A 21864-nucleotide genomic window follows, 5' to 3' on the forward strand; every position below is an offset into this window, starting at 1 on the left:
TAAAAGCTGAAAGCAAGCACTAGCAATTTCCATCATTAAGCAAAGTTAGGCCAAATACATTGCATTAAAATAATATTAATAATTTTTACGAAATTAATTTTAGATCAATCAAGTTAGAGGAATAATTGCAAATCTCCCCCTAAGATGAATGGCTTGATAATGCATATAGAATTATCAAAATAAAATATGCTTGCCTAGGACAACCCTGAAAAAGAAAACCATCGGATCAGCATACTTTACTCATATCAGTCCCTTGAAGCCTCTGGCTTTTAGAAACGTATCCTGTAAAAACTATATACTTTGAGAAAATATAATCTTACTACTACTCAAGGATTGACATTTAAGACGAATCCTTTATGATCAAGATTTTGTAAGCGTAATTTAAAAATTGCTTGAAAAATAAAAGATAAATCTGGGTGAATCGCAAGAATAAAGAAAATCCACGCAGCTTACAAGCACTTAGCGACTTGTCGCGTAGTGCTTGTCTAGTGGATCTAGTCCGAAAAAGTTTTACTTTGAAGGACGTTCACTTGCAAATCACCCAGATTTATTTATCTTTTATTTTTTAAAGAATCAGAATTAGCATTTAATAACTTTGAACTAGACAAGCAGTTATTATCAATCAAGATTATTTTTTGAAACAGCCAAATTCAGAATTGAATGCAATCATAGTGATGTTTCTACTAGGAAGAGAAATCATTTAGATAAACCTGGCGGGGTTTTGATCCATCTGCGGGACCAATATACCCCAGAGCTTCTAGATCATCAATCAGTCTAGCAGCCCGATTATAGCCAATCCGGAACTTCCGTTGAAGTTGAGAGATAGAAACAGTTTCTTGATCTTTAATCAACTCAACAGCGTCCTCAAAGTACTCGTCTTCACTAGCTTCAATCGCATCCATCTTTTCATCAGAAATAATCATTTCTTCATCATATTCTGCTTCACGCTGATCTTTGATAAAGTTGGTTATGCGCTCGACTTCTGCGTCTGAGATATAGGCCCCTTGAACCCGAATAGGTTTGTTTAAGGACATAGGTTGGAAGAGCATATCCCCTTTACCAAGTAGCTTTTCAGCTCCATTCGCATCCAAAATCGTTCGCGAATCGGTACCTGAAGTTACAGCGAAAGCCAAACGTGAAGGAATATTGGCTTTGATAATTCCAGTAATGACATCGACCGAAGGTCTTTGCGTGGCTATAATCATATGGATCCCCGCTGCTCGTGCCATCTGAGCCAAGCGAATAATCGCATTCTCAACTTCATTTCCAGCCACTAGCATCAAATCAGCTAACTCGTCAATGAAGACGACAATTTTAGGCATCTTGGCATAGCCGGTTCCCTCGGTTTGGTTTAATTTTTCAATATATTCATTATAAGATTCTTGATTACGAACATTGGTTTCGGCAAAACGTTCATATCTGCGTTCCATTTCTTCGACCACCTGATTAAGTGCCTTGGCCGCTTTTCGTGGATTTGTCACCACAGGTGCCAACAAATGCGGAATTTCGTTGTACATGGTTAATTCGACTTTCTTCGGATCCACCATCAGAAATTTAACTTCTTCAGGATAAGCTTTCATTAATAAGGAACAAATAATCACATTCATACCCACTGATTTACCTGAACCTGTCGAACCGGCAATCAATAAGTGAGGCATCTTACTTAAATCAGCCGTAGAAATCGCCCCTGCTACATCACGACCTAAAGGTACTTCCAATAAATTATCGCTAGATAAAGCAGCGTCCACGATCTCGTTGAAAGAAACTGGACTGATTTGGCTATTTGGCACTTCAATCCCAATTAAGGATTTACCAGGAATTGGAGCCTCCATCCGGATATCGCGAGCTGCCAGGGCCAACGCAATATCATCGGTTAAGGAAACAATCTTAGAAACTTTGACGCCAATGGCGGGCTCGATTTCATATTTTGTTACCGCCGGCCCCAAATTAGCTTTAACGACTCGAGCATCTACCCCAAAACTTTGGAAAGTTTGCTCTAATTTTTTAATATTTTGATTAATTTTTTGATATTCTTCAGATTGATCGACTGGCGGACGTTGGGTCAAGAGATCCTTGCCCGGAAGCTGATAAGCTTGATCTTTGGTCTTAGCTTTTTTTAGTCCTTTTGTTGTTGTTGGTTGATCCTCAGCTGCTAATTCGTTTTCTAATTGGTCATCGGTTAGATTCTGCCGTTGATGAGCCTGATCTTGCCAATGACCAGCCTGTTGGAGCAAGCTTTCGTCTGATGGTTCTGGCTTAACATCCATCGTATCTGCTTCGCTCTTATTTATAATGTCTTTTTTTTCAGAGACAAAGACTGATTGTTCATCCGCTTGAGATTGTGTTGAAGATTCAGCAATAGGACTGTCTGATACATTGGCATCTGTATTTGTTGTCGTGTTTTGGCTCACTGACTGTTCAGCCGATAGTTGGTCAAAATAATCTAGATCAAGCACCACATCACTCATCTGATCAGCATGCCGTTGACGAGCCCAAGGACTCATCTGATCACTAGCCTGGAAGGTTTCAGTCGGATAGGGCTGAGTCTCCTCAAAAGCCGGCTGGTAGGTCTGATCATCATCTTCCTGATCTGTCTCCGCCGGTGAATGATCCATTGACAAGTTGAATTCGCGGTCGATAAAAGATCGCCAACGGTCAAGCAGACTTGAATTTTGTTTAGCTGGCCTTGGCGCTTGTTTTAGTTCAGTTGTCTCCGCATCAATCACCTGTCGTTCCATCTTTTCCTGGTAAGCTTGTTTATTTTTAACAGAAATCTCACTTACCTTACTTGAGACCTGTTGGAGATTTCCACCAATCTGGCTAAAGAGAATCCGACAAGCTTGATAGACCTCGGTAATCTTAATCCGAGTTAGAATAAATAAACCTAGAAAAAAGACGACAGCAGAAAAAAGATAGGTCCCCCATTGACCAAAAAGGTAGCCAAACGTCTTATAAAATAGTGCTCCAAGCATCCCACCACCTAACGAAATCCGTTGCTGACCCGTTAGAAATTCATTCTTAAAAATATCGAAGGTGAGACTGAGGATATCTTCGGTTAAAGGTTCTTGCTTGGCAAATTCATTGAAATGACTGAGCGTAGATAAAGCAATAAATACTAAGCCGCCTCCTAGCAAGTGGCGCCAGGAAATAATCGGTAATTGCCCTCTTAACACCATCCAGATGCCAGCGAATAATAATACCAATAACAACAAGGGATAATTCTCACCGACAAATAGACGGAAAAAGTTACAATAGATGGTTCCCAAGAAGCCCCATTGGAAGAAAGCAATAAAGGTCATAAAACATAAAATCAGACCGATCAAAAAATATTGGATATTGAAATTTTTATAAATATTTTTATTTTGTTTGTTGTTTGAATGAGTTTTCGCCAAAACGCTCTCGCTCCTTACATAAAATCAGTGTTTTAAGCGTACATCCTATTATATCATTAAACTTTTACCATAGCGATAGCTAGACACCAGCTAAAGAGACTCTAAATATTCCTTAATCGCGAAAGACCCTATTCTAGAAAATTTCGGCAATGATCGGTTGACTTCGGCACAAATCTGAAACAGTTTTCTCTGAAACAATTGCAATCAGACCATTTCTTTTATATAGTAGTAAAGATGAAAAATAATGGAGTGAAGTGAATGAAATTTAATCAAAAGAAGTTACAACTTTTTTTCTTATTGTCTTTTCTGGTATTAACATTATCAGGTTGCGTTTCTTATGATGCTGCTGGTAATCCTAGTGGCTGGGTCTATGAATACCTGGGCCATCCAGCGGCCCTCTTCTTAAACTGGTTAGCTAGTATGTTCGGCAATAATTATGGAATTGCCATTATTATTGTAACGATCTTAACCCGGATTCTGATGTTACCGTCGTCGATGAAGATGACCCGATCAACTATCGAATCCAGTGCACGGATGAAAGTGGCCCAACCTGAACTTGATGAAATTCGTGCTGAACTAGAACTCACTGAAGATCCGAAAGAAAAGCTAGCCCTTAACAGTGAATTAATGGCTGTACAGAAGAAATATGGTATCAATATGTTAGGTGGCTTAAGTGGTTGCTTACCGCTACTCTTACAAATGCCTTTTATCTCTGCTATTTATGCTGCGATTAGAACGTCGCCAGAAATTAAGAACTCTGTCTTCTTAGGCTTGAACCTAGGCGAACGATCCTTGTTATTAACGGTCATTGTGGCCTTGATTTATGGTTTACAAGGTTGGTTGGCTTCCAAGACCATGCCACAATCAGCCAATCCTCAAGCGGCTTCTACGTCTAAATCAATGATGCTCGTTAACCCTATTATGTTAGGATGGATCACCTATGCGTCTGCGGCAGGATTGGGAATTTATTTCTTAACCGGTGGACTCTTCGCGATTGTGCAACAGTTATATATGAATCAAGTAGCTCGACCAAAAATTACTGAACAAGTTGAGAAAGAACTTGAGAAATTTAAGAATATGCCGCGTAAGCCTCGTAAAAAAGTGGTAAAAACAGTGAATCCAGAAGATAGCGATCGCCTCGTCCCGACCAAAAATCAAGTCCGTAATCAAAGCAAACGCCGCCGAAATGAAGGTAAACAACGGCGTAAATAAGTTAGCTCGTAAGCTTTAATTTGAATAATTTTTTCAAGACCTAAGTACCGCTGGTGCTTAGGTCTTTTTTAGAACTTTTATTAATAAGCACTAAAATAACCCCTCAATCCGAAGATATTATTCAGTAGATTGCTAGCTATTGGTTGATTTAGCCTGATTCATGGATTTTTTACTGACCTCCTAATCCTTAAATCTATTTAGTATACTATGATTTTTAAGCAATCTTTAGGTCCTTTTATAGAGGGTCATCGTAATTAAAATTTATGATCGATGAAAGTAACCATAATAAAAAAGCTTGCCTAGAAAACTCCTAGGTAAGCTCTGAATTAGATGGCCTTTCGTTCGGCCATTTGTTTGCTCTTATAAATCTGCCGGGTATCGGTCAGAATCGGTAGTTCAATGTAAAAAATCGAGCCATAGTTTAGCGAAGAATCAACTCGAATTTCGCCACGGTATCCTTCGATTAATTGCTTAGCAATACTTAAACCAAGACCATTGCCACCCTTCTCTCGAGATCGTGCCTTATCAACTCGGTAGAAACGACTAAACACTTGCTCTTTGTCCTCTTCAGACATTCCTTCACCGAAATCTTGGACGGCAATTTCAATTTTATTTAAGCTCTGCGAAATAGAAACGTGAATTTCTTTTCGGTTTTGTGAATATTTGACCGCATTATCTAAGAGGATAATCAGTACTTGCTCGAAATGATTTCGGTACATTTGAACATACACTTCTTCTTCACTTTCATCACTATCTAAGAAAAAGTTAAAATCAGGATGCAACATGACAAAATTATTAAAGGTCTGACGGGTTGATCCATAAATATCAGTAATTTCATATTTATAATCGATATTGACATGATCAGCTCGAGACAGATCAAGCATCTCTTGAACCAACTCTTTCATCCGTGTTATTTCTTGCAAGGAAGCTTTAATCGATTCATCGAGAACTTCAGGATCGTCTTTACCCCAACGACTTAATAGCTTAAGGTGGCCTTCAACGATAGCCACAGGGGTTCTTAATTCATGAGAAACATCTTCGACGAATTGTTTTTGATTGGAAACATACTTATCAATTCGGTCAAGTAACTTATTAATATGGATAATTAAATCGGACCACTCATCATTTGACCGCGGTTGCTTCACACGCATATAAGACAAACTTTCTTCTTCCACCAAGTCTAAAGAATTATTTAAGTAATGCAAAGGTTTCAAGAATAAATGACTTAGCAAGAATGACAGCAGTAAGGTGAAAATCATCATGATCCCCATCGATAAAATTAAGAAATTATCGAGTTTCACTTTCAATTTGTCATAAGAGGAGATGTTGACAATATATTGAATGATGCCCATAGCCTGATTGTTAGTTCCCACACCAACTTTATTTGAAGTAATCAGCAGTGAACCATTGGGGGAATCCACGAGCTTGATTTTATTATCAAAATCTCCCGTCGAAATTCCTAAGGTATCCGTTTCATAGACTAATCGATTCCGTTGATTAAAGAGGCGGATCATCGTCCCGTCCCGTTCAATGACATCAATCGTCCGCATCAATTCACTTTGATTGTAATCATTCATCTTTTCTTCGAGTAAGCGAACTGTGGCATCACTTTTTGCCTGATAGGTCTCCATATAAATGTTTTTTTGATAGTCTAAGGTTAAATTGCGATAGGCTCCTAAGATGATGCACCCAAAAATTGAGAAGACAATAAAGAGAATAATCCCCCATTTCCAACGAAGAGATAGGGGATGCTTCAAATGATTTTTGACAAATTCTTTCATGTGCGCATAACGTAGCCCGTTCCACGGACTGTTTGAATATAAGATTCTTTACCAGGCACATCAATCTTATTTCGGATATATCGAATGTAGACATCGACCACGTTGGTTTCTACATCCGATTTATAACCCCAAACTTGATCTAAGAGAATGTCGCGGGATAGTACCATGTTTACATTCTCCATTAAATATAACAAGAGTTCAAATTCACGCTTGGTTAAGTTAATTATCTCATCACCACGTTTAACAATACGGCTGGCTTTTTCAACCACTAGGTCACGATATTTAACCGTTGGTTGATGGCTAGCTTTTTGATCATCTTCATGGTTAATTCGCCGGAATAGCGCTCTTAAGCGAGCCAGCAATTCTTCAATCGCGAATGGTTTAACAATATAATCATCAGCCCCTTGATCCAAGCCAGACACCCGATCAATGACTGAATCACGCGCGGTCATAATAATAATCGGAGTATCTTTAATCGGCCGAATCCGACGGGTAACTTCAAGACCATTTAATTCAGGCAACATTAAATCAAGCAGAATAACGTCCCAATCTTCATTCAAGGCTGTCTCCAACCCAGTACGGCCATCATAGCAAATTGCTGTTTGATAACCTTCGTGTTTCAATTCTAATTCTACAAAGCGGGCTAGATTTTTTTCGTCCTCAATAATAAGGACTTTAATATTATTTTCCTCAGTCACCGCTATCCTCCTCATCTAATTCTAATATACTTATGAGTATTTTATCGCATTTTTATCAATCAAACCACTAATTAATCTTCTAGTTTCTCCTCTTTACCTTCTTTCCAAAGGAAATGATAGGTTCCTTCCAGATCATTGCGTTGGTAAGTATGAGCACCAAAATAATCCCGTTGGGCTTGAATCAAATTAGCCGGCAAAACAGGGGTACGATAAGAATCATAATAAGCAATAGCCGCAGATAATGTAGGTACAGGGATACCCAATTGAACAGCCTTACTTACCACACGTCTCACTGCTTGATGATGTGTGTTCACAATCTTTAAGAAGTATGGATCTAGCATTAAATTCTGTAAATCAGGCTGAGTTTGGAAAGCATCAGTGATATTTTGTAAGAAACCAGCGCGAATAATACAACCAGCTCGCCAGATAGAAGCAATCTCAGCAAATGGTAAGTCCCATTGATAAGTTTCACTCGCTGTCTTAAGTTGAGCAAAGCCTTGAGCATAAGACATTATCTTGGCAAAATATAAAGCATGGCGCAAATCTTCAATAAATGCTGTTCTGTCTTCCTTGGCAATACTTTCTGTCGGCTGGAAAGCTGGAATAAGTTGACTAGCCTGAATTCGCTCTTCTTTTAAAGCTGAGATGAATCGAGCGAAGACAGATTCAGTAATCAACGACAAAGGTTCACCTAAATCCAAGGCACTCTGAGAAGTCCACTTCCCAGTTCCTTTGTTGCCCGCTTGGTCTTTAATCATATCAACCATGGGTTCTTGACTACGAGGGTCCACTGTCTGCAAGATTTCAGCAGAAATCTCCATCAAAAAGCTATCTAATTCTGCTTGATTCCATTCAGCGAACAAGGTCCCAATTTCTTGAGCAGATAGGTCTAAACCGCGTCGAAGTAAATCGTAAATTTCAGCAATGAGTTGCATATCACCGTATTCAATTCCATTATGGACCATCTTGACATAGTGACCCGCCCCATTTGGGCCAATGTAAGTCACACAAGGACTACCATCTTCAGCTTTGGCAGCAATATCTTTAAGGATGGGGGCTACTAGCTCATAAGCCGCTTTCTGACCGCCTGGCATCATTGAAGGACCTAAGCGCGCTCCATCTTCACCCCCAGAAATCCCAGTCCCGATAAAATTAACGCCAGTACTTGCTAACTCTTCACTTCGGCGCATGGTATCTTTAAAGAAGGTATTTCCGCCATCAATAAGAATATCCCCTTTTTCTAAGTAAGGTAAAAGGCTTTCAATCGTAGCATCCGTCGGCGCACCAGCTTTTACCATTAAGATAATCTTTCTTGGTTTTGCTAAACTTTGGGTAAACTCTTCTAATGAATAAGTGGCCAAAAGTTGCTTATCTGGATAAGATGCCACCACATCGTCAGTCTTTGCCCGACTCCGATTAAAAATCGATACAGAATATCCTTTACTTTCAATATTTAAAGCCAAGTTACGACCCATTACGGCCATTCCAATGACACCAATTTCTTGTTTTGCCAAATCATACTCCCCCTTCTCAATGTTACTAGTTTATCAAATTCTTAGCGAAGAATAAAGATAATATCCTGATAAAAGCTTATTTGCTAATTCAAAATGATTTCGTTAAAATATAAGAAATCAAAAAATTTAAGGAGTTATATTTAATGAAGAAAAAATCTAAAATGGACCGAATGACCAAAGCATTTGCCATCATTATAATAGTGGTCATCCTAGCTTCAATTGTTGGAAATCTAATCCTCTCTATGACCTACTAATCTATCATAACAGATTTATACCTAGAATGCTGGATTCTTTGACAGAATCATTCTATAATCCCGCGGGACACACTTTACTCCAAGGATAAATTCGCATTCTGAACGAGTGTACCGATAAAAAGCCCCAACCATTTTACTTTATACCTGGTAAAGATGGTTTGGGGCTTCTTCCGTCTTGAATGACTTAATTTTTATGACCAATGGGAGGTCGCCAATTTCTATTTAATTAGATGGACTAATTATAGCAAACTCTTGGTTTTACCGAACCATTGACTAAACCCACCTTTAAGAATGTAGATTGATGAATAACCATTCTTCTTCAAAATGTGGGCTGCTCTAGAAGCGTAATTCATATGGTCATCATACAAATAAACTGCTTGGTCTTTACGAATTTCACTAAAGCGCATCTTAAATTGAGAAAAAGGAATATTTCTAGCACCCAAGATATGATTGGCATCAAACTCCGGTGTTTCACGAACGTCGACAACTTGATTCTTACGCATGTTTTCTTGAATCTCGGGCGTATCCACTAACTCAGCTGAATTTCGACGAATAATCCAAAGGTACAACTGATATAAACCATAAGCCAAGACAATTAAGGCTAATAAAACAACTAAGGCATATAATAAATTCATTCTCTAACTCCATTCTGAATTAAATTAACAAGTTGAGCCGCACCCAGCAATCCTGCATCATTTCCTAAACGTGCCAGGACCAGGTCTGTGCTTTCTCTAACTTGAGTAAAACAATACTGATTCATATACTGGTGAGTTCGCTCCAATAAATAAACTCCGGCGTGTGAAACCCCACCGCCCAAGACAATTTTTTGAGGATTTAGCATATTAGCGATATGGGAACAAGCCAAGCCTAAGTATTGGCAGAATTGTTCAACCACCGACTGGGCAAAATGATCGCCCAATTGAGCTTGATCAAAAATATCCTTAGCCGAAACTAGCTGGCCATCATCAATCATCTGTTTAATCTCAGAATCTCCGGCATAAGATTCAGCGAAATGGCGAGCCAAATTGACAATGCCGGTAGCTGAAGCGACTGTTTCTAGACACCCTTTTTTGCCACACGTACATTCAAAGTCCAATTCAGGATCAATGGTAATATGGCCAATCTCCCCGGCTGCACCGACCGCGCCATGGACTAATTGGTGGTTAACCACAATACCCCCACCAACTCCTGTGCCCAGGGTCACCATGACCACATCGCTTAAACCGTCACCAGCACCTTGCCACTGCTCACCCAGAGCGGCCACGTTCGCATCATTATCCATATAGAAAGGCAGGTCAAAAGCTTGGCTAAAGAGTTCTCTGACTGGCTGAGCCTGAGCCCAGTTAAGATTATAGGCTCCTTCTATCGTACCAGCTGCTTGATCAATCGTGCCTGGCGATCCTAGACCAATGCCTAAGAAATCAGCTTCAGTCATTTTATAGAGAGCTAGCCGATCTTGCAGGCTTTTAATCATATCAGGAACAATGTGTTGTCCCTGATCGAGAATATTGGTGGCGATACTCCATTTTTGTAGGATTTCTCCTTGGCCAGATACAATAGCCATCTTGGTAGAAGTTCCCCCTAAATCGATTGCGATAATTTTTTTGGACATCTGATCCCTCCTAAATTATATACTCTGATAACCAAGATATAAAAATAGCATACTGAGTCCAACAAGGAGCAAAAAGGCCAGACTTTTATGAGTCTTGCGGGTTGCTTGTTGAGGCCTTAAGAGAACCACCGTTACCAAAAAGCCGAAGATAGCTCCACCAATATGCCCCCAATTATCAATATCTGGGATTAATAAACCATTGATAATATTTAAAGCGATTAACATAATAAAGTTTCGGGCTCGTTGACGGATCCACGTCGATTGAGGATAAATATAGGCTAAGGCTACGAAACTCGCAAATAAACCAAAAATACTGGTTGAAGCCCCTGCTGAAATATTAGCTGGATTAAAAGCGAAAGAAGCGAGATTTCCGCCTAACCCAGCTAACAAATAAACCAGGCTAAATTTGAAACTTCCTAAGAGTGGCTCGAGCTCTAAGCCCATAAAATATAGAGAAATCCCATTAAATAGAATATGACTCAGGCCAATATGGATAAAGGCTGCCGTGATTAAACGCCACCATTCCCCTTGAACCAAGATGAGATAATTGAATTTGGCTCCCATTAAGAGCAAGACTCTGGCATCGGTCGTCGTTCCATAAACCACTAGCATATAGAGAAATACTAGAATATTAAGCGCCAAAAAAAGATAAGTCATGATTGGCTTTTTATTTGTGGTTTTCATGAAGACCTTCTCCCTTTCTGGCGACGATTAGCTGATCCACTGCCTGATCATGGTCTTCTACCGGCCAAGCTTCTTGCTGACAAAGTTGAAAATCAAAAGCCAAAGAAAGCGTAGCTAGCTTGGGATGGGCCAACAAGACTCGATCATAATAGCCGCCGCCATATCCTAAACGGAAGCCGGATGCTTGATAAGCTAATCCAGGCACAATCAAAAGATCTAGGTCTGCCACTGAACCTTCTGCAATCTCCTTAGCTGGCTCCATGATCCCCATCTTCGAACTGACTAATTGATCCTCACCCATAAACTTGCGAAAACTTAATTGTCTTTGCTTCTCAACCCGCGGCAAATAGATTTCAATCGCTAGATGATTGAGTTCTTTGATCATCCAGGCCGTATCAATTTCAGGGGCCCGTCCCCAATAGAAACCTAATTTCTTAACTTGCTGTTGAGTAAGTTGGTCTTTTAGTTTTTGATAAAGAATTTCTTCTTGAGCTTGTCTTTCCGCTAAAGGCATTTCCGCTAGCTGATTCAGCATCTTCTTTCTCAAGTCATTTTTATCCATGGACGATCCCTCCCGTCAGAATACCACTATTCTAGCATATAAATCGTTATAAATATATAAATAGCAAAAAACCAGCTAAAATCCGAAGATTTTGCTGGTGAACGATAATCATTAACTATTTCTTAACTTCGCGGTGTAAAGTTACTTTACGTAAACGTGGACAATATTTCTTCATTTCAATCCGATCTGGATTATTACGTTTGTTCTTAGTGGTTAAGTAGTTACGATCGCCACATTCAGTACATTCTAAGTTGATATTAACGCGCATGTCTTTCCCTCCAAACTGAAAAATTTTGTTCACAAAAACAATACTAAAGTAGTATAGCATTTTGACAAGCGTTTGGCTAGCAAAATTTTTAGCTTCTTATAAACATTCGACCGATAAAGTTTTTTCTATTAAGAAGACGCTTTAGTTAGCAAAATTACTCATTACCAGGCAAGTTTTGAATAGTGGTTGTTTTATATTGGCACATCTGAATTAGTTTGATAAAATATAGATTAGCAGATTAGAAAGAGGTGTAATAATGGAAATTTGGTTATTAGTAATCATACTATTAATTATTGCTATTATTTGCTTAGTAGCATCCTTATTTACAAAAAATGATAATGACATGGAAGATTTAGTCAACGAAAACATGATTCAAGTATCGCAAGAACTTAATTCAATTAAGACCCGCCTATCTGAATTAGAAGCCGTTGTCTATCAACCATCTTCACATTCAAGTGCGACAACTTTCCCAGAAGCGAAGGCCAATGATCTTGAAAAAACATTAGTCTTAGATCGAGAAGCCTTGGCTGACCAAGATGAAGTGGTGAATATTAGCGAAGAAAGTCGTCAGACAGTTATTGAAATGTACACTAAAGGATATACTCTGCAAGAAATTCAACAAGAAGTAGGTCTAGATACTTTCACGATCCAATCCTTAGTTGATGACTATATCGAAAATCGTTAGAAAGGAGATTCCCTATGAAAAAGAACACCTATCGCTATCTTGGGATTGGTTTCTTGCTTTCTGCCCTATTAACGGCCGGATTTGAAACCTTAGTCCGGGGTAATCCACCCCTTGAGGGAATGTCTGTTCAAGCAATTTTCAATAATAATGAAACTGCCTTGAAAGAAAAAGAAAGCGAAATTAGTCAATTAAATGAAGAACAAGCTTCTTTAAACCAAGAAATTAAGTCGCTTCAACAAGACAAAGACAAGCTAGAGAAAAGCAACAAAGAAAATCAAGATGAAATCGAATCCCTACAAAAAGCCAATGCCTCATTAGTTAAAGAATATGGCGGAGATACCGATGAATCCACTGATGAAACTACCGATGAAAACAATAGCCAAGAAAATCAAAACAACGGTGAACAAACAGTGACTATCCCTGAAGGTCTAAGTTCGGCTGAAATTGGTCAACTCTTGCTAGATCAAGGAATCATCACGGATGCTCAAGCCTTGCAAGATTTGATTGATACTTGGGAATTGAATGAATATATCCAGGCCAATGACTATCAACTTTCTGCCGATATGTCCCTGGATGAAATCCTCTCAATTATTACCAATGGAGCTTACTATTATTAAGAATATCGTAGTCCTTCATAAGGCGAGGCTAAAGAAATAGAATCAGTTTGATCAGCTCAATAATTAAACCGATAATGCTCGAAGTCATGATGACTTTTCAAGCACTATCGGTTTTTTTATTTGATGCTTTTTTCACTATACAACCTATCGCCTTAGGACAAATTATTGTACCCAGGCATCCGCATCTGGATTGGCTTTAATGTATTCTTGAATTTTCTTACTAGTAGCATCCTGCATCTCAAAGTAAGCATTCATCACTTCATAAGCAATCCGCGTACTTTCACGGCCCCAAGAAGCTTCCTCTAAGTATGGCACAACCACACTAATCGCTATCTCAGGATCATCAAAAGGCGCATAACCTACGTAAGTGGCATTGGTTACTGGTTTATTTGCTTGATATTTAATCGGACCCGCATAGAATGCTTCCGTGGTTCCAGTCTTAGATCCAATCGTAATCGGATAATTTAAGAAGAAATAACGGGCGGTCCCGGTATCCGTATGCGACACTTGACGCATCCCCTCTTGGATTCGACCAATGACTTGTGGATCCAGATTAATCACGTTCAGAATTTTTGGTGGAATGGAAGTTTTCACTTCACCGAGTTCGCCATTAGCATCAGTTCCCCGGATTTCTTTGACCAAACGTGGGGAATAGCGAATACCCCCATTAGCAATGGTGGAAACATATTGGGCCATTTGTAAAGGCGTATATAGGTCAAACTGTCCGTAGGATAAATCGAGGGCCGATACTAATTGATCACTCTCAGGACTAAAGCCTTGTGATTCAATCGGTAAGTCAATGCCAGTAGCAGTTCCTAACCCAAATTCAGCTAAGTCATTACGTATAATTTGAATCGTATTTGGTTTAATTAAGAGTGGGCCATTCTCTTCATGAGAGTTTTGTCCCCCAATCCGCATGGCTAACTTAATCATATAAATGTTGGAAGATTCTTGTAAGGCACGAATATCGTCGATTGGAATCTTACCCGTTCGATTAAATACAGAGGATTTCTCTTGGGAAGCCTGGAATTTCAACGGCTCGTCTATAATGACATTATTATCAAGTGAAATGACCCCTTCTTTATAACCGGTAGCTACCATAGCGGGTTTGATACTTGATCCCATCCCATAAGAGGAACTCATCACTCCTAAAGTATCATCGACAATCTTATCATAGTTATAAGCATCGGTCGCTTCATCATAGGCAAAGCGCTTGCCACTCATGCCTAGAATGTCACCATTTTTAGGGTTAATGGCGACAATATACACTCGGTCATTTAGGCCACGATTAGTCATTTGTTTTAAGGCGTTCTCGGCGATATCATCCAATTTCTTCTGGAAATTGATGTTGGTGGTAAGTACAAGATTATCCCCCTTCTTACCTTCATAAATCATTTGGTTAGAAAGAATGTCATCGGCCGAATTTGTAACAATATTATAAAGTGATTTGGTACCACGCAAGACATCTTCGTATTGTTGCTCGAGATATGAAATCCCTACGCGGTCGTTCATCGCATAACCTTTAGCAATTAAGTTCTTGGCTAATTCACTCGGCAGCCCCCGTTGTTCGCTTGACACTTGGCCAAAGATAGACTTCATCATCTCGCCATTCGGATAGACCCGTTGCCAATCGGTCCCAATACTTACCCCGTGAAGGTTAGCTAATTGTTCAGAGACCCGAGCGACTTCTTCTTGGGTCACATTTTGATTCTTGACGGTGACTGTTGATAAGGCGAAGGCTGAATTCATTTTGGTGAAGAGAGCGACAATCTTTTTCTCAGCATCGGAGAACTGGATATCTTCAGCCGTCACTTTACTTAATTGAGCCTTATAGGCTTCAGAGCCATTTAATAATTTCTCTTCTTTGGAGAGCCGGCCATTAATAACCTTAGGATTCTTGACTAAGAAGTAGTCCTTCATATCGCGTTCAGTAATAGTATTGGTCGGAATATCGATTAATGAAGCCAATTCAGTGGCGGTCTTAATGATATCTTGGGCAGATATTTTAGAATCACGGTCGCGTGTATATAAAATAGCTAATTCAGGTTTATTACCCACCAAGACCTGGCCTCGACTGTCATAAATCATGCCCCGCGGGACCGATCCCGTAGATTGGGTAGATTGGGTGCGCTGTACCATGTTTTTGAACATTTCTCCATTATATAATTGTAAATAGCCTAAACGAATAAACAAGGCTGCAAATACCACAAAAGCAATTAAAAATAGTAAATTTAATCGGCGTGGAATATGAGATTGATATTTATTCTTTTTTGTTTGAAATTGAGCCAAAGTCAATCACTATTCCTTTCTTCTTTTAATCATGAATCATAGTATATCAAATTGCAGGCTATTAGGGTAGCAGACATCTTTGATTTTACCAAATTTTATATTATTATAGACCTTAGTTTGAATCTTAAAAAATGATTTACTTTCTGGAGGCATTATGAAGAAATATTATCCTTATCTGATTGACATTGTCTTGTTTACCTTTATATTTCTCCTCATTTGCCTAAGCTTATCAGTCGCCCCCTTTGGTCCCAAAACTTTATTAACCATTGATTTGGGTCAACAATATATTGATTTCTTTGCATTATTTAAAGAAGCTTTCCTCCATGATCATAGTCAATTTATCTATTCTTTCCAAAAAGGAATTGCTGGCGAAACCATTGGGCTATGGACCTATTATTTATTAAGCCCCTTTAATCTATTATTCTTAGGCTTTAAGGAGACGGACTTCCCGATTGCGGTCACTTTGATTACTTACCTAAAATTACTCGCTTGTAGTATTAGCTTTTTGTATTTTACTCGGCAGAAATTCAATCTTAGTCTCGCTTATCAACTGAGCTTCGCCCTATTCTATGCCTATAGCTCCTACAATATCGTCTACCTGCTTAATATCATGTGGTTGGACGGGATGATTCTCTTACCCCTCATTGCTTGGGGCTTAGAGCGTTTGGTGCTTAATCATGACGGCAAACTGTATTATCTTTCTTTAGGCCTAATGCTGATGATCAATTATTATATCGCTTATATGATCTGTCTCTTTCTAATTGGCTATGCTTTATATATCATTTTTGGCCGAACAGGCAAGCTGTCCCTGAAGGATTGCGGGCAGCGATTTATTCATTTTGTAGGTAGCTCAATCTTAGCTGCTGGAACGGCCGCCATTATTTTGATCCCAACTGTAAATTCGATTCTGCAGAGTAAGGGACAACATTTCCAAGCTCAATTTGATTGGCAAACGCAGATGAGCCTGGCTGATAGTGTGGCCAAACTGTTTATCGGCGCATTTAACTTCGAAGAGATTAAGACAGGGGCCCCTAATTTATATATAGGTAGCCTACCCCTATTGGCTTTGTTATTATTCTTTAGTCAAAGAACCATCCATTGGCGTAAGAAAGTCAGTGCGTCTTTGTTTATCGGCTTTTATCTGCTCTCTTTTATTTATAATCCCTTAGATTTAATGTGGCACGGCGGTCAATTCCCAATCTGGTATACTTATCGTTTCGCCTTTACCTTAACTTTCTTTGGCTTAGTGTTAGCTCTTACTAGCTTAGAGCAGATTCATCATCAGCAAACATTCAGCCCATTGGTCTTAAATCTTCTATTTTATAGCTTGTATTCAATGTATTACTATTTCAATTTAAGCCATTATAGCTATTTATCTAGTGCGAAGATCTTAACTACGTTGATTATATTTAGCAGTTTTACCCTCTTAGTCTACCTAAATCCTAGCAAAAAAACAGCGATTATCTATCCTTTAATCTTATTAACCTGTCTGGATATTTACGGCAATGCAAGCTTAATCCTATCTGAATTCTCTCATCTTGATCAGGCCAAATTTCAGGATTATGTTCAGGTTCTAGACCGATCAGTTCGGGGTTTAAGAAGTGGTACCCATGATTTCTACCGCATTGACAAAGATTTCATGCGGACCAAGAATGAAGCGTTCTTTGGTCAATACAATGGGCTAGACCATTTCAGCTCTACATTAGAAGCAAAAACTTCCAAACTTTACGGTTATTTAGGTTTAGCTGATGGCTCAGGCTTTGCGACTTATACCAATCCAAATTTATTTCTCGATGACTTCTTTAATATTCGCTATCATATTTTAACCCGTCCTGATTATTTAAAAACAGACCACCCCGGCCAATATGTTATCCACCAAGAAGCCAGTAACTTTGACAAAGAAGCTTATCCAGTTATTGATCAACAAGATCGTTATCTGATACGTGAGAATACAAGTCGCTTAGGCTTAGCGATGGAAGTGTCTGCTCGGATCGTCGAAGACTTGACACCTTTCAAAGACCATCAACCGGTAGAGAATCAAGAATATCTCTTACAATTATTAAATTTCGATCAGCTAGCGCCCCACTTCTTTGAACAAGTGCCTTTAGCTGAGCCAAGCTATGATAATCTGGTCGTCGTCAGTAAAGGCGACGGCGATTATTATACCTATCATAAAAATCGAGCCGATCAAGTGGGAACGATTAATTATCAAATTTCATTGCCTACAACCGATCCCTATTATTTAAGTCTACCAAGTCAATATGATAATGATGCCGTAAGTCTAAATATTGCTGGCCAAGGCCTTAAGTATTATCGACCTTATAAGACACGACAATTGCTTAATATTGCCTATCAAAATAAGCATCCCAATATTGAACTTGCCATCAAATTACATAAAATACCTTTCAAGGCTAATTTGCCTCGGCTTTATCGCCTCAATCTTGAACAATATCAACGGCTAATTAAGCAACGGCAAGCCAATATTTTGCAGATTGATCAGTTTAAACATGATCAGATTCAGGGACATGTGCATATCCAACAAGACCAAGCCTACCTCTTGTTCACGATTCCCTATGACCCAGCTTGGAAAATCTCGGTCGACGGCCAAGAAGTAAAGAGCCAGGCGGTCCTGAATCACACTTTATTAGCTATCCCGATTGAACAAGGGGACCATCAAATATCGATGATTTACCGGCCAAAAGCTCTTTTCTTTGGTATAATGATTTCAATTGCAAGCCTTCTAATAAGCGTTATCTATTTATATATGACAAGAACTAAAAAAGGATGTAAATAATGACAGATTTATTTCGAATAATTGCCAATAGTCTTAAAGAACCTCGTTTTTATATTGAGGTTCGCCAATTTAAGTTGAGGAAACTTTTTGTGCTCAGTTTAATACCGATTTTGTTGATGACTTTGAATAGTTATCTTAATTTGCAGCCTATGGTCGCCAATATTCAAAATCAAATCTACCAAGTGGGCCAATATGTGCCAGACTTCAACTTTGAACAAGGTTATTTAGCCATCAGTGAGTCCGATAAACCGCTCTATTATCAATCAGATGATGTTCAAATTGTAATCGATCCAAGTCTCAAGTCTAATCCACTCTTCCATAATATTCCTATGTCCCAAGAAAAGTTCCAACGGATTGATGCGACCAAACGCTTTCAACTGTATTTACTTTACGACCAAGCCTACCTAAGTCTCGACCAGTCAGCTTATGATCTGACCGATCCAGCGAAGACTTTCGTCAATCGTGCTCATTTTCTGAAACTTCTAGAGAATTTTAAAGCAAGTTCTTTGATTTTCAAAACCGTGGTCGGTGTGACTAGTTTCTTATATGCGGTCTTAGCCTATGCGATTATGTTGACCCTACTGACCTTGATGGCTAAAATCTTTAATCGCTTCCTCAACCATCCATTAGGTTTTAGACCTCGCTTAAAGATTATGATTGCCATTACCCTTGTGCCCCTCATCCTCTTTGAACTCTTAAAGATGATTTGGCCAGCACTGAATTTACCTTTATTCATCTTTGTACCTTTCATCCTATTCATTTACTTCCAATCCTTTAAGGATTACACCGAATTAGTTCAAGGCTTTATCAAAGTCAGTCAGAAAATTCAGGCCGAACAAGAAAAGTTGGAAACCGACCTGCGCAAGGAAGATGATGACTTCAATCAACTCAAACTTAAACAAGAACAGGTTCAGCAAGAATATCGGACGATTTATCAAAAACATAAACGTAGCCAATCACAACAAGAAAAAAACACCCTTAAAACTCAAATGCAACAACTAGAAATTGAACTCATTCAACTGGAAATTCAAATTCAGGAGTATGTAAACCAATACAAAAAAGACCACCCTGATCAGCAGGATGATCAATAAAATGAATAGTCTACAAAATAAAAACCAAGTGTTGACTTTAATGAACCTGTAAGTCAACACTTGGTCTTCTTTTATATTGTCTTATATTTTATGCTTACGCGAACACTTTTGCCAAATCTAGGGGATCAACGGCTTGATGATTGGCATCAAAGACTCGCATATTACCGCCAGAAATCTCATCAATTAAGAGAATTTGACCTGTTTCTTTATCACGACCAAATTCAAATTTAATATCGAATAAGGTCAAGTCATGCTTAGCTAATTCATCCCGGACAACTTTGGCTGCCGCAATCGTTAAGTCACGAATTTCTTGGTAATCTTCCTTGCTTAAAATACCAAGAATGTCTAAGGCCTCTGCTGAAATAAAAGGATCTTGCCGTTGGTCATCTTTCAAGGAGATTTCTACATAGGCTGGCAAGTCTTGACCAAATTCAATGTAATCACCATAACGTTTAATAAAACTTCCAGCTGCTTTAAAACGGCAGATGACTTCTAAGCCTTTGCCAAAAATAGACACGGGACGAACATCCATAGTAGGTCCTTGTAAGTCAGCTTCCAGGTAATGTGTCGCAATGCCAGCCACTTGCATTTTCTCAAAGAAATATTGAGTCAATTGTAAATTCGCTTGACCAGAACCCGCAACTTCTAAACCTACCGCATTCTCACCAGGGTCAAAGACACCATCTTTACCGGTCATACTGTCTTTAAATAATAAGCGAACGTCGCCAGATTCTAATTGATAGACATCTTTTGTTTTGCCTTGATAGATTTTTTCCATATTTATTTCTCCTTATGATACATGGATTTCATTGTTAATAAGAGTTGATCTGTTTGAAGTAAAGTTTCTAATGATTGAATATCTTCAGCAAGTAAGGTAAAGTGACCCATTTTACGTTGGAACTTAGCTTGGCCCTTGTCATATATATGCACCATGGCTTGAGGGAAATGATCAATAATTTCATCAAGCATAGACATATGTTGACCCATAATATTAATCATCAAGGCTGCTTGTAATAACTTAATGGGTTGGATACTTCGCCCTGTGACTGCCAAGATATGTTGATCAAATTGAGAAAAATTGCAGGCTTCAATACTATAGTGGCCACTATTGTGAGGTCTAGGAGCTATCTCATTGACCAACACTTGATGGTCTTCAGTTACAAAGAACTCTACTCCACAGACGCCCACCAATTTACCTGCTTGGGCAATCTTAGTAGCTGCTTCATGAACAGCTTGAGTCACTGCTACAGGATAGGTCTTACCCACCAGACTAGAGAATAAGACACCTGCTTGATGATCATTCTCACTAATGGGGAAGAGTTCAACCTGCCCGGCTTGATCACGAGATACCATCACCGAAATTTCATAAGCAAAGGGACAATAGGCTTCGATAATGCAACTTTGCTCATTCATAATCGCCTTTAAATCTGCTTCATTTTGTTCTAAATCTGCTGGACTGGTCAGGCGAAATTGTCCTTTCCCATCATAGCCAAACCGGCTGGTCTTGATAATCACAGGATAGGATAAGTCTTCAATACCTTGTTGAAGCTGATCCCAATTCTCTGCTTTACGGAAGGGGACTACTTTAACTCCAATACTTTCTAGCCATTCTTTCTCCATCAGACGATGTTGAGAATGAATCAAGAGATCGGTTCCTTGAGGTAATTTATTGGTTTGAGCTAAGTTTTCTAGGATTTGACCATTAATATTCTCAAATTCATAGGTAATGACATCTGCTTCCTTAGCAAAATTTAGAACAGCTGTTTCATCGTCGAAACTTGCAGCTTGTTTCCAGTGAGCTAAAGGAAAGGCACAGGCTTGGGAATTGGGATCATAGACACCTAAGCGGTAGCCCATTTTTTGTCCTGATTGAGCCAACATCTTGCCTAATTGGCCAGCCCCAATAATACCGACACTTTGTCCAGGTAATAATCGTTTACTCATTTAAATCAGCGGTCATCTTTTGAGCCATCTCCTTTTGTTCTTTCATCAATTCTTTTACTCGGTCACGAATAGATGCATCTTGCAGGGCTAAAATTCTCCCTGCCAGAATGCCCGCATTCTTCGCACCAGCTGTGCCAATCGCCATGGTCGCCACGGGAATGCCACCCGGCATTTGGACAATGGAAAGCAGGGAATCTTGACCATTGAGTGTAGATGTCTTCATCGGTACACCAATCACCGGGAGGACCGTATTAGAAGCTACCATACCTGGTAGATGGGCAGCCCCTCCAGCTCCGGCAATAATAACTTGATAACCCTTCTGCTCTGCTTGACTGGCAAATTCTAACATTTCTTCTGGCATGCGGTGGGCTGAGACCACGGCTTTATCATAAGAAATTTGTAATTGATCTAAAATCAGACAAGCTTCACGCATTTGTTTCCAGTCTGAAGAAGATCCCATAATAACA

General features: G+C 39.2%; 18 protein-coding genes. 5 read left to right on the forward strand and 13 right to left on the reverse strand.

Translation table 11 applies throughout. The features are described from left to right. Positions 1 to 683 precede the first annotated feature (683 nt). Positions 684 to 3392 carry an FtsK/SpoIIIE family DNA translocase gene (locus BMX34_RS01460; protein WP_412457627.1) on the reverse strand — a complete coding sequence of 903 codons (2709 nt, stop codon included), beginning with the start codon at positions 3390 to 3392 and terminating at the stop codon, positions 684 to 686. Positions 3393 to 3650: 258 nt separating this feature from the next. Between BMX34_RS01460 and yidC the strand changes: the two genes are divergently transcribed. After that, a complete protein-coding gene (gene yidC, locus BMX34_RS01465; protein WP_092570051.1) occupies positions 3651 to 4604 on the forward strand; it encodes a membrane protein insertase YidC in 954 nt (317 codons plus the stop codon). Between the two features lie 326 nt (positions 4605 to 4930). Here yidC and BMX34_RS01470 read toward each other — a convergent pair whose 3' ends face one another. The 8 genes from BMX34_RS01470 to rpmG all read right to left on the reverse strand — a co-directional run bounded on the left by BMX34_RS01470 (position 4931) and on the right by rpmG (position 11977). After that, positions 4931 to 6385: a sensor histidine kinase gene (locus BMX34_RS01470; protein ID WP_092570053.1), complete on the reverse strand. Its 1455-nt coding sequence runs from the start codon at positions 6383 to 6385 to the stop codon at positions 4931 to 4933. Further along, positions 6382 to 7065: a response regulator transcription factor gene (locus BMX34_RS01475; protein ID WP_457019249.1), complete on the reverse strand. Its 684-nt coding sequence runs from the start codon at positions 7063 to 7065 to the stop codon at positions 6382 to 6384. Before BMX34_RS01475 ends, BMX34_RS01470 begins: the two co-directional genes overlap by 4 nt. An 89-nt stretch (positions 7066 to 7154) precedes the next feature. Then, on the reverse strand, positions 7155 to 8597 hold the full coding sequence (gene gndA / locus BMX34_RS01480) for an NADP-dependent phosphogluconate dehydrogenase (protein ID WP_092570057.1): 1443 nt from the start codon (positions 8595 to 8597) through the stop codon (positions 7155 to 7157). Between the two features lie 493 nt (positions 8598 to 9090). Continuing rightward, positions 9091 to 9486, reverse strand: coding sequence for a rhodanese-like domain-containing protein (locus tag BMX34_RS01485; RefSeq protein ID WP_092570059.1), 396 nt, complete (start codon positions 9484 to 9486; stop codon positions 9091 to 9093). Further along, positions 9483 to 10463, reverse strand: a complete 981-nt coding sequence (locus BMX34_RS01490; protein WP_092570061.1) for an ROK family glucokinase — start codon at positions 10461 to 10463, stop codon at positions 9483 to 9485. Before BMX34_RS01490 ends, BMX34_RS01485 begins: the two co-directional genes overlap by 4 nt. Before the next feature lie 15 nt (positions 10464 to 10478). Continuing rightward, complete coding sequence (locus BMX34_RS01495; protein WP_092570063.1) at positions 10479 to 11147, reverse strand: rhomboid family intramembrane serine protease; 669 nt, start codon at positions 11145 to 11147, stop codon at positions 10479 to 10481. Next, on the reverse strand, positions 11131 to 11709 hold the full coding sequence (locus BMX34_RS01500) for a 5-formyltetrahydrofolate cyclo-ligase (RefSeq protein WP_092570065.1): 579 nt from the start codon (positions 11707 to 11709) through the stop codon (positions 11131 to 11133). Before BMX34_RS01500 ends, BMX34_RS01495 begins: the two co-directional genes overlap by 17 nt. 115 nt (positions 11710 to 11824) lie before the next feature. Continuing rightward, positions 11825 to 11977: a 50S ribosomal protein L33 gene (gene rpmG, locus BMX34_RS01505; protein ID WP_092570067.1), complete on the reverse strand. Its 153-nt coding sequence runs from the start codon at positions 11975 to 11977 to the stop codon at positions 11825 to 11827. Positions 11978 to 12233: 256 nt separating this feature from the next. Here rpmG and BMX34_RS01510 point away from each other — a divergent pair, with 256 nt between their 5' ends. Both BMX34_RS01510 and BMX34_RS01515 read left to right on the forward strand, forming a co-directional pair. After that, positions 12234 to 12662 carry a hypothetical protein gene (locus tag BMX34_RS01510; RefSeq protein WP_092570069.1) on the forward strand — a complete coding sequence of 143 codons (429 nt, stop codon included), beginning with the start codon at positions 12234 to 12236 and terminating at the stop codon, positions 12660 to 12662. A 14-nt stretch (positions 12663 to 12676) separates the two neighbouring features. Further along, complete coding sequence (locus BMX34_RS01515; protein WP_092570071.1) at positions 12677 to 13279, forward strand: endolytic transglycosylase MltG; 603 nt, start codon at positions 12677 to 12679, stop codon at positions 13277 to 13279. A 162-nt stretch (positions 13280 to 13441) separates the two neighbouring features. Here BMX34_RS01515 and BMX34_RS01520 read toward each other — a convergent pair whose 3' ends face one another. Next, positions 13442 to 15574, reverse strand: coding sequence for a peptidoglycan D,D-transpeptidase FtsI family protein (locus BMX34_RS01520; RefSeq protein WP_234971653.1), 2133 nt, complete (start codon positions 15572 to 15574; stop codon positions 13442 to 13444). A gap of 148 nt (positions 15575 to 15722) precedes the next feature. On the opposite strand from BMX34_RS01520, the gene BMX34_RS01525 reads away from it, so the two are divergent. Both BMX34_RS01525 and BMX34_RS01530 read left to right on the forward strand, forming a co-directional pair. After that, positions 15723 to 18362, forward strand: coding sequence for a YfhO family protein (locus BMX34_RS01525; protein ID WP_092570073.1), 2640 nt, complete (start codon positions 15723 to 15725; stop codon positions 18360 to 18362). Further along, complete coding sequence (locus BMX34_RS01530) at positions 18362 to 19453, forward strand: DUF1189 family protein (RefSeq protein ID WP_092570075.1); 1092 nt, start codon at positions 18362 to 18364, stop codon at positions 19451 to 19453. The genes BMX34_RS01525 and BMX34_RS01530 overlap by 1 nt, the downstream gene beginning before the upstream one ends. A gap of 94 nt (positions 19454 to 19547) precedes the next feature. Here BMX34_RS01530 and BMX34_RS01535 read toward each other — a convergent pair whose 3' ends face one another. Genes BMX34_RS01535 through purE form a run of 3 tightly spaced genes read right to left on the reverse strand, consistent with a single transcriptional unit; the run spans position 19548 to position 21857 of the window. After that, positions 19548 to 20231, reverse strand: a complete 684-nt coding sequence (locus tag BMX34_RS01535; protein ID WP_092570077.1) for a phosphoribosylaminoimidazolesuccinocarboxamide synthase — start codon at positions 20229 to 20231, stop codon at positions 19548 to 19550. Positions 20232 to 20233: 2 nt separating this feature from the next. After that, the gene (gene purK, locus BMX34_RS01540) at positions 20234 to 21397 is read right to left on the reverse strand and encodes a 5-(carboxyamino)imidazole ribonucleotide synthase (protein ID WP_092570079.1); all 1164 of its coding nucleotides are present in this window, start codon (positions 21395 to 21397) and stop codon (positions 20234 to 20236) included. Then, positions 21390 to 21857: a 5-(carboxyamino)imidazole ribonucleotide mutase gene (gene purE / locus BMX34_RS01545; RefSeq protein ID WP_092570299.1), complete on the reverse strand. Its 468-nt coding sequence runs from the start codon at positions 21855 to 21857 to the stop codon at positions 21390 to 21392. Before purE ends, purK begins: the two co-directional genes overlap by 8 nt. Positions 21858 to 21864: the final 7 nt, after the last annotated feature.

Source organism: Ignavigranum ruoffiae (assembly GCF_900110675.1).
GTDB classification, from domain to species: Bacteria; Bacillota; Bacilli; order Lactobacillales; family Aerococcaceae; genus Ignavigranum; species Ignavigranum ruoffiae.

Bases quoted from the DNA above. Each gene is read 5' to 3' on its own strand.
- BMX34_RS01470 (WP_092570053.1), bottom strand. From the start codon at position 6,385: ATGAAAGAATTTGTCAAAAATCATTTGAAGCATCCCCTATCTCTTCGT.
- BMX34_RS01500 (WP_092570065.1), bottom strand. From the start codon at position 11,709: ATGGATAAAAATGACTTGAGAAAGAAGATGCTGAATCAGCTAGCGGAA.
- BMX34_RS01510 (WP_092570069.1), top strand. From the start codon at position 12,234: ATGGAAATTTGGTTATTAGTAATCATACTATTAATTATTGCTATTATT.
- BMX34_RS01485 (WP_092570059.1), bottom strand. From the start codon at position 9,486: ATGAATTTATTATATGCCTTAGTTGTTTTATTAGCCTTAATTGTCTTG.
- BMX34_RS01495 (WP_092570063.1), bottom strand. From the start codon at position 11,147: ATGAAAACCACAAATAAAAAGCCAATCATGACTTATCTTTTTTTGGCG.
- yidC (WP_092570051.1), top strand. From the start codon at position 3,651: ATGAAATTTAATCAAAAGAAGTTACAACTTTTTTTCTTATTGTCTTTT.
- BMX34_RS01515 (WP_092570071.1), top strand. From the start codon at position 12,677: ATGAAAAAGAACACCTATCGCTATCTTGGGATTGGTTTCTTGCTTTCT.
- purE (WP_092570299.1), bottom strand. From the start codon at position 21,857: ATGGGATCTTCTTCAGACTGGAAACAAATGCGTGAAGCTTGTCTGATT.
- BMX34_RS01525 (WP_092570073.1), top strand. From the start codon at position 15,723: ATGAAGAAATATTATCCTTATCTGATTGACATTGTCTTGTTTACCTTT.
- purK (WP_092570079.1), bottom strand. From the start codon at position 21,397: ATGAGTAAACGATTATTACCTGGACAAAGTGTCGGTATTATTGGGGCT.
- BMX34_RS01490 (WP_092570061.1), bottom strand. From the start codon at position 10,463: ATGTCCAAAAAAATTATCGCAATCGATTTAGGGGGAACTTCTACCAAG.
- BMX34_RS01535 (WP_092570077.1), bottom strand. From the start codon at position 20,231: ATGGAAAAAATCTATCAAGGCAAAACAAAAGATGTCTATCAATTAGAA.
- rpmG (WP_092570067.1), bottom strand. From the start codon at position 11,977: ATGCGCGTTAATATCAACTTAGAATGTACTGAATGTGGCGATCGTAAC.
- BMX34_RS01530 (WP_092570075.1), top strand. From the start codon at position 18,362: ATGACAGATTTATTTCGAATAATTGCCAATAGTCTTAAAGAACCTCGT.